Raw genomic sequence first — 7,382 nt, 5'->3', positions numbered from 1 at the left:
CTCATTTTCTGCCATATTAATCACACCTCCCTTATTTTTCTAAGTTCATCGTCAATAGAATCCCTTTCTGATATGAGGTTCTCCAGATACGAGTATTCCTTTATCTTGCCTGCCAGCTTCCCCCTTATGTCATCCAGGCTGGCATAGTTGTGCCTTTTTAAATAATCCGCCATGGATGATGTCCATTCCTTAATCTGGTTAAATCCGTGCATTATTGTGTCGGTTACAACCTGCACCGATGTTGCACCGCACATTATATATTCCACAGCATTTGTCCAGTTAGAAATACCACCAATGCCGCTTATTGTGAGTTTTGTGTTATTATAAATGGATGAAACTGCCTTTAATCCAATGGGTTTTACCCCGGGACCTGACAGGCCGCCGTAGGTTGTGTATCCAAAGACGGGTGGGAAGAGCATTTCACGCTCTATATCAACGCCCATAAGGCATGATACAGTATTTATTGCAGATACGGCCTTTGCACCTGCCCTTTCTGCATTTTTTGCAATCTCTGTTATCTCTGTTACATTCGGTGATAATTTAGCAATAACCGGTACACCAACAGACTGCACAACCTCCTTGGTATATTCATAGACAAGGTCTGGATGCTGTGATATATACGCCCCTGATCTCTTTTCTGGTTCACCATGCGGGCACCCAAAATTTAATTCTATTAGATTTGCACCGCGATCTTCTGACCATCTGGCAAGCTTCGCCCATTCAGATATATCGGCTGAACCCATTATACTAAATATAATTGGCGCATCCGGAATTTCATGGTATACAGTTCTTATATACCTGTCCCATGTTTCAAGGTTATCCTCTGTAATTAGCTCAATGTTTTCAAACACCACAAGGTCCTTATTCTGATCCCTCATGGCGGCATACATTGGCCTGACGCCCTTTCTGACAATGCTATCCCCAACGGTCTTAATGACAACGCCTCCCCATCCGGCCTTTAGGGCCTGAATGATTTTATCGGCGGTGCCGCTGGTTGGACCTGAACCAACCCAGAACGGGTTTTTAAATTTTACACCATCAAAATCTATTTCCAAACTATCATTTTCTTGCATTTTACCACCTCTTTATAATTACCTTGCTGTCTGTAAAGAACATGACATGATCCGGTCCGCCCTGTGCATGCAGGTCCCCAAAGAAGGAATTTTTATATCCTGCGAATGGATAGAATGCTATTGGTGCCGCAACACCAATATTTACGCCTATGTTTCCTGCCTGTACCTCCTCGGTAAAGCGTTCTGCATACGTTCCTGAATTTGTGAAAATTGTTGATGCATTACCATACTGGCTTTTATTTATGATTTCTATTGCATCATCAAAGTCCTTTGCCTCTATTACGCTTGCAACGGGCCCAAATATTTCCTCCCTTATGATCTTCATGTCCGTTGATGCATCATCAAATATGGAAGGACCAAGGAAGAAACCATCCCTGTATTTTCCTGCATCAAATGTTCTGCCGTCCAGTATAAGTTTAGCCCCCTCTGAGATGCCCGAATCTATGTATCCAAGCACGCGTTCTCTATGCTCAGATCTAATTAATGGACCTAATGTCACGTTTTCATCCAATCCATAACCAAGTATAAGTTTTTGTGCCTGTTTTTTGAATAAATTCACTATTTTATCATGATTTTCCGGCAAAGTTACCAATACAGACCCGGCAAGGCATCTTTCTCCGGCGTTACCATAAAATGATGATATCAGGTGTGGTACAACCTTTTCAGGGTCTGCGTCTGGCATAACAAGCTCATAATTTTTTGCAGATGCCCCTGCCTGTGATCTCTTGTGTTTGGCCGATGCCGTTGAAACTATGTATTTTGCAGCACCTGTGGATCCAACAAAGCTAACACCCACAATTTTATCATTATTAAGCAGGGCATTCACAGTATCAACAGCACCATTGACAACGCTTATTACACCTGGTGGAAAACCGGCCTTATCGAAAAGGTCCAGTGTTTTTTGCATTGTTAATGGTGTCTTTTCTGATGGCTTTACTATTATTGTATTCCCAAGGCCAATGGCATATGGGATAAACCAGAATGCAACCATGATTGGAAAATTAAATGGCGTTATTGCAGCAAATACACCCATGGGAACCCTTATTAATTCCTCGTCTATGCCAGCAGAGATGTTTTTATTATTTTTCCCCATGATGTTATATGTTGATGAGCATGCGGCCTCAACATTTTCTATGGCCCTGAGAACCTCTCCCTGAGCCTCCTTGAATGTTTTGCCATGCTCTATTGTAACCATTTTTGCAAGTTCATCTGCATTTTCCCTCATTAGATTTTCAAGCCTAAAAAGATATTTTATGCGGTCAGTTATTGGAATCTTTGACCATTTTAAAAATGCATCATATGCATAATCCACAGCCTTATTAACATCCTCGGCACCTGTATCAAATACAGATGCTATTTGCTTTCCAAATGCCGGGTTGAAAACCCTGTATTCTGTTTTTCCCTTGTTCTCAACCCTCTGCCCATTCACATAATTAAAGACCTTATACTCCATATTTTCTGTCTTCATTTCTTCACCTCCGCATCCGATATTTTTAACGCCTCATCAATAACGTCAAAACCCCTGTTTAAATCCTCCTCACTTATTATCAGTGGCGGTGCCACAATAAAGTGTGAAATCCATGTGTTAAGATAAACGCCATGTTCCATGGCGTATTTTGCAATCCTGCTTACCATCAATGGTTTCCCATCAATTTTATCCTGCGCAGTATTAAATGGTATTCTATTTTCACGGTCGTAATTTATTTCGACCCCACCGAATAATCCTATGCTCCTGACATCCCCAACCGATACATGGTTTTCCCTGAGTTCCTTAATTCTTTTTTCAAACAGTGGTGATATACGCCTTACATGATCAAGAACATAATTTTTATATTCATCAATTGCTGCTGATGCTGCGGCCAGCATTAATGGATGTGCCTCATATGTATGGCCGTGCGCAAAAATATGATCCTCAAAGAAATCAGAAATCTTTTTATCAACCGCTGTTAGTGATAATGGTGCATACGCAGCTGTAATTCCCTTGGCCGTTGTGATTATGTCAGGCTTAACATTCCAGTGGTTCACTGCAAACCATTCTCCTGTACGGCAAAATCCGGTCATAACCTCATCTGCTATTAAAAGAACATCATTTTCCTCAGTGATTTCCCGTAACCTTTTAACAAATCCATCGGGTGGAACAACAACGCCGTTTGTGCCTGTTACAGGCTCAAAAATCACAGCGGCAATATTTCCCTCCTGTTTTATTGTATACTCAAGATTTTCAGCACATGCCAGGTTGCATTCGGGGTACTTTAGTTTGAACGGGCAGTGATAACAGAACTGTGGGGCAACCCTTAAAAATCCTGAAGCATTTTCATATGAATCCACAAGCATCCTTCTAAAATCACCTGTTAGCTGCAGGCTTCCAAGAGTTGATCCATGATATGAATTATAAAATGAAATTATCTTGTTCTTCTTTTTATCTGCCATGTACATCCTTGCAATTTTTATGGCGGCCTCATTTGCCTCAGTTCCAGAGGTGCCATAAAAATATTTGACCATATTGTCTGGGAGTATTGATTTTAGTTTTTCAGAAACTGTTTCCCTTATATCCGTGTCAAATGATGGGCCAATATATGATAGTGTTTCCGCCTGTTTTTTGATGGCATTTATAACATTTTTATTTCCATAGCCAAGGTGGCAGCACATTAACTGTGATGACATATCAAGATAGGATTTCCCTGAAGAGTCTGTAAAATAACTTCCCTCACCTGAAATTATTTTCAAAGGGTTCCATCCTTTCTGTCGGCTCCACGTTACAAAGGTATTTTCAACGGTACTGTTTAACTCATTTTCTGGATTTTTTATTGCCATAATTATAATAAGATTATCTTATATATAAAAACTTTGATGAAAACATTGATAATATATCTAGATTTATTATTATATTGATAATTTATATCGTAAAATAAAAATTGCATGATATATTTTATTCTTTAATTGCATTAAAAATTGTAATCAAAAAACAATATATTATCGTAAAACATAATCTAATATGGATGAAAAGGACAAGGAAATATTAAAGACAATGATGATTTTAAAAACAAATAATTTGCAGGACATAGCCGATAGGGTATCCATTTCAAAATCCTCTGTGCAGAAGCGAATTAAAAAAATGGAGGAGGAAAAAATTATAAAGGGGTTTATACCAGAACTTGATAGAAATAACTTGCCGGAAACCTTAACGGCCATATCCATGATCAAGGCACGGTATGGTCCGGGTTATGCTGAGGAGGTTGGCGAAAAAATAAAAGAGGTAAAGGGAATATGTGCATTATATTATGTCCTTGGCGATTATGATTTTACTGCGGTGATCAAGGCAGAGAGCATAAAAGATCTGGAATCAATTCTCAATAAAATATCATTAATAGATGGCGTGGAAAGGAGCAATACAATAACAGTACTATCAATTAAAAAGGAGGATTTGACAGAATTTAACAGAATTGATTAATTTTTATTCAATTTATTCATCGCTTTTTTTCTTCCTGGTTTCATGCCGTTTCTATGGCCTTTTAAGGACATTTTATATGATTTTATCTCCCTTATGGCATCCTCAGGTGTTTTGGCATTTTTTAGGTTTTCAGCAAGGTCGTGCATGCCCATATATTCAAGCCACATTGATATATGCCCATTTAAAACGTGATAATTCACAGCATCACGGTCATATATATTCAGACATTCAAGCTCTGCAAGAAGGCTTTCAAGATCGCAGGCCACGCCTATTAATTTATTATACGATTTAAAATAAAAAGGCTCCATGGTGTAATCAATTTATAACTGTATTTAAATGTTTTTATTTATATATTAATTTTTTTAAGAATAATGGTAAATAATTTTATTTGATACATGGATTATAAAACTATCAAAAAAATTATTTATGAGATTATGTTTCAATATTATGGGAATATTAAAGGTTGAAATAGATTATAATGTTAGTGATGCCCTTGAAATTATCAAAAAATTTCTGAAAGATAACAAAATAAATATCTTCGGTATAATTGACCATAGGAAAAACGCCATTGATGCCGGAATGGATATGAATGATGAAACATTAATTATGTTTGGGTCTCCAGCAGTTGGTACCGGCATAATGATTGAATCACCTGAAATTGGTATTGAACTGCCTACCAAAATTCTATTATATTCAATTAATGATAAAACATATGCTGTTTATAAAAATATTAAGGACCTTGAACAGGAATACGGAATTACAAAAAATAAAGAATCTCTTGAAAAGTTAGATGGTCTTATTAATAAAATAATAAACATGTTAAAAAAATAAAAAATCAATTTTAAGGAACAAAATGTGAAGGTTACAGTTTCTGTTAACCATGTTAACATACACCTTTGGAAGTTATCATGTCAATGAATTTGGGTATGCTTAAACTTCCTGGATACAACCCAATACCCTCTATCCCGTTGGCAAATGCTTCGGGGATTGCTTTTTTTATAATATTATATGATGCATTTAAATCTGCATGTATTAATGTTCCATTGAGAGATTTGAATATTCCCCTGCTTATCCTTTTTCCAAGATAATTATCATGCTTTTCTATGCTTTCATTGTCAAGAAAAGAGCATTTGGATGTATATGATTCTTCCTGAATAATTACATTTATTCCATGTTCCTGACCTTTATAATATATCTGGTTAATTAATGTATTAAATGATATCTGGACAAAGTTCTGGTTGTTCTTCTTTCCCATTTCTGCTGATTGCTTCCACCTATTATTATGGCCTATAACTATTGTATCTATTTTATTATTAATTGCATATTTTATAACTGCATCTGATAGTTTATGCATTACATCCTTTATTTTTCTGTTCCTATTCATGTATAATTTATTGATTCTTTTAGTATTTTCATGATTCTTCCTCTGTTTATCATTAATAGATTTAAGCCTTGAAAGTTTTTTATTAAAATACTGGTTTATGGATTTTAAAACACCACCCTTAACAGCAATACCCTTTTCAGATATGCTGTTTCCAATGGTTATGGTGTTCCTTACACCAACATCTATACCAAGTATCCTGTTTGCACTTACCTCATTAAAATCTGATATCTCCTTAGAGTATACTATCTCAACATTATATCCTGTGCCCAATGGTATAATTCTTACCTCTCTTAAATCTACATTTTCTAATCTTGTTTTTAACTCCAGATTCATTATTTTAGGAAATTTAAGAATCCCATCAACAATGGAACATTGCTGGTTGGTAAATATTAGCATGAATTCTCCATCCTTGTATTTATATTTAGGTGGTCTTGGAATTCCATTAAATAATTCAGGATGTTTCTTATATGCTTTTAATGCCCTAAAGAATGAACTCCATGATTCTTTTACCTTTTTTATTGTCCATTGTGCTGTCTGTGCGGGTAATTTCTGGAAATTATTATATTCATCTATTTCTGATGGCATTGAGAATTCATTTACAAGCTCCTTATATGATGATAATCTTTCTTTATTAAAGAACTGGTTTCTGAGAATGTAATTTGCCTGATTGAACAGGTTCTTTGATTTATAGCACATATATGATATTATTCCATTATCCAAAATGAATATCTGTTCAGTTCTGATTATCTTCATTTACAAATATTATAATGCCATGAGTATATATAAAATTTCTCCATAAATGCTGCATAATAATGTTTATTCTAAAAGTAATTAATTTATTGTTATTTTAAAAATCACGTCAATCTATGAGTTCTGAAAAAATTTTAAAATTAATTGTTTTATTGTATATATGTTGATAATATAATGCATCAATATGGTATAAGGTTATCAGCTTTGATAACTATACAATCAGAATTTATTATTTATTTGTAGCATGGTATGGCTGGAAACAATAATTTTAAAGGAATAATTTAATTGGATATTAATATTGAATTTACCACCCTGAATTGAAAGAACATCAGAGATGTGGAAAATTAAATTCAAAGATTAATGGTGGTTGCTAGATAGATCCTTATAACTTTTAAATTCTGATAGGAATGATGCAGGAATTGTAAGATAAATTTAGAATACAAATTCAGGATAATTTATAAATGGTCTCTTAGAAGGTCATTACAGTATAACCTGCATCAACATATCTTGGTATCGTTTCTGAAACGTCTTCAAGTTCTGTGCTCAAATCCATAATTGCCTTGTCCAGATCATGTGCTTTCGAATATCCACTACATGCTATTGTAACTATTCCAAGGTCCTTAAGGATAGAAAACAGTTTAAGAAAATCGCTATCATTGGAAGAAAATGCCTTTTCGCTTGGCCCGAAAAAAACAACCTTTACATCATCCGCCTTCTTCTTCCT

Annotated in this window: 8 protein-coding genes; 2 read left to right on the top strand and 6 right to left on the bottom strand. The window is 35.4% G+C overall.

What is annotated here, in order from left to right; all coding sequences use genetic code 11:
• Positions 1-20: 20 nt before the first annotated feature.
• Genes preA through AOG54_RS08335 form a run of 3 tightly spaced genes read right to left on the bottom strand, consistent with a single transcriptional unit; the run spans position 21 to position 3,887 of the window.
• On the bottom strand, positions 21-1,073 hold the full coding sequence (preA, locus tag AOG54_RS08345; protein WP_055032612.1) for an NAD-dependent dihydropyrimidine dehydrogenase subunit PreA: 1,053 nt from the start codon (positions 1,071-1,073) through the stop codon (positions 21-23).
• A gap of 1 nt (position 1,074) precedes the next feature.
• Complete coding sequence (locus AOG54_RS08340; protein ID WP_201779075.1) at positions 1,075-2,541, bottom strand: CoA-acylating methylmalonate-semialdehyde dehydrogenase; 1,467 nt, start codon at positions 2,539-2,541, stop codon at positions 1,075-1,077.
• Complete coding sequence (locus AOG54_RS08335) at positions 2,538-3,887, bottom strand: aminotransferase family protein (RefSeq protein ID WP_055032611.1); 1,350 nt, start codon at positions 3,885-3,887, stop codon at positions 2,538-2,540. Before AOG54_RS08335 ends, AOG54_RS08340 begins: the two co-directional genes overlap by 4 nt.
• Positions 3,888-4,068: 181 nt before the next feature.
• Between AOG54_RS08335 and AOG54_RS08330 the strand changes: the two genes are divergently transcribed.
• On the top strand, positions 4,069-4,524 hold the full coding sequence (locus tag AOG54_RS08330) for an Lrp/AsnC family transcriptional regulator (RefSeq protein ID WP_048101506.1): 456 nt from the start codon (positions 4,069-4,071) through the stop codon (positions 4,522-4,524).
• Here the strand turns inward: AOG54_RS08330 and AOG54_RS08325 are convergent.
• A complete protein-coding gene (locus AOG54_RS08325) occupies positions 4,521-4,832 on the bottom strand; it encodes a hypothetical protein (RefSeq protein ID WP_048101507.1) in 312 nt (103 codons plus the stop codon). The two genes, AOG54_RS08330 and AOG54_RS08325, sit on opposite strands and share 4 nt — an antisense overlap.
• A 139-nt stretch (positions 4,833-4,971) precedes the next feature.
• Between AOG54_RS08325 and AOG54_RS08320 the strand changes: the two genes are divergently transcribed.
• On the top strand, positions 4,972-5,355 hold the full coding sequence (locus AOG54_RS08320; protein WP_162200885.1) for a DUF302 domain-containing protein: 384 nt from the start codon (positions 4,972-4,974) through the stop codon (positions 5,353-5,355).
• A 52-nt stretch (positions 5,356-5,407) separates the two neighbouring features.
• Here AOG54_RS08320 and AOG54_RS08315 read toward each other — a convergent pair whose 3' ends face one another.
• Complete coding sequence (locus AOG54_RS08315) at positions 5,408-6,661, bottom strand: RNA-guided endonuclease InsQ/TnpB family protein (RefSeq protein WP_054964030.1); 1,254 nt, start codon at positions 6,659-6,661, stop codon at positions 5,408-5,410.
• Between the two features lie 466 nt (positions 6,662-7,127).
• Positions 7,128-7,382, bottom strand: a 255-nt coding sequence (locus AOG54_RS09975) for a hypothetical protein (RefSeq protein WP_055032609.1), incomplete at its 5' end; no start/stop codon positions are given.

It is taken from the genome of Acidiplasma aeolicum (assembly GCF_001402945.1).
GTDB lineage: Archaea > Thermoplasmatota > Thermoplasmata > Thermoplasmatales > Thermoplasmataceae > Acidiplasma > Acidiplasma aeolicum.
The sequence above is the reverse complement of the archived record's forward strand: the minus strand, read 5'-3'. Positions and strand labels throughout refer to the sequence as shown.

What these genes read in the sequence shown, in the direction of transcription:
- AOG54_RS08325 (WP_048101507.1), bottom strand. Translation starts at nt 4,832, where the DNA reads ATGGAGCCTTTTTATTTTAAATCGTATAATAAATTAATAGGCGTGGCC.
- AOG54_RS08330 (WP_048101506.1), top strand. Translation starts at nt 4,069, where the DNA reads ATGGATGAAAAGGACAAGGAAATATTAAAGACAATGATGATTTTAAAA.
- AOG54_RS08320 (WP_162200885.1), top strand. Translation starts at nt 4,972, where the DNA reads ATGGGAATATTAAAGGTTGAAATAGATTATAATGTTAGTGATGCCCTT.
- preA (WP_055032612.1), bottom strand. Translation starts at nt 1,073, where the DNA reads ATGCAAGAAAATGATAGTTTGGAAATAGATTTTGATGGTGTAAAATTT.
- AOG54_RS08335 (WP_055032611.1), bottom strand. Translation starts at nt 3,887, where the DNA reads ATGGCAATAAAAAATCCAGAAAATGAGTTAAACAGTACCGTTGAAAAT.
- AOG54_RS08315 (WP_054964030.1), bottom strand. Translation starts at nt 6,661, where the DNA reads ATGAAGATAATCAGAACTGAACAGATATTCATTTTGGATAATGGAATA.
- AOG54_RS08340 (WP_201779075.1), bottom strand. Translation starts at nt 2,541, where the DNA reads ATGAAGACAGAAAATATGGAGTATAAGGTCTTTAATTATGTGAATGGG.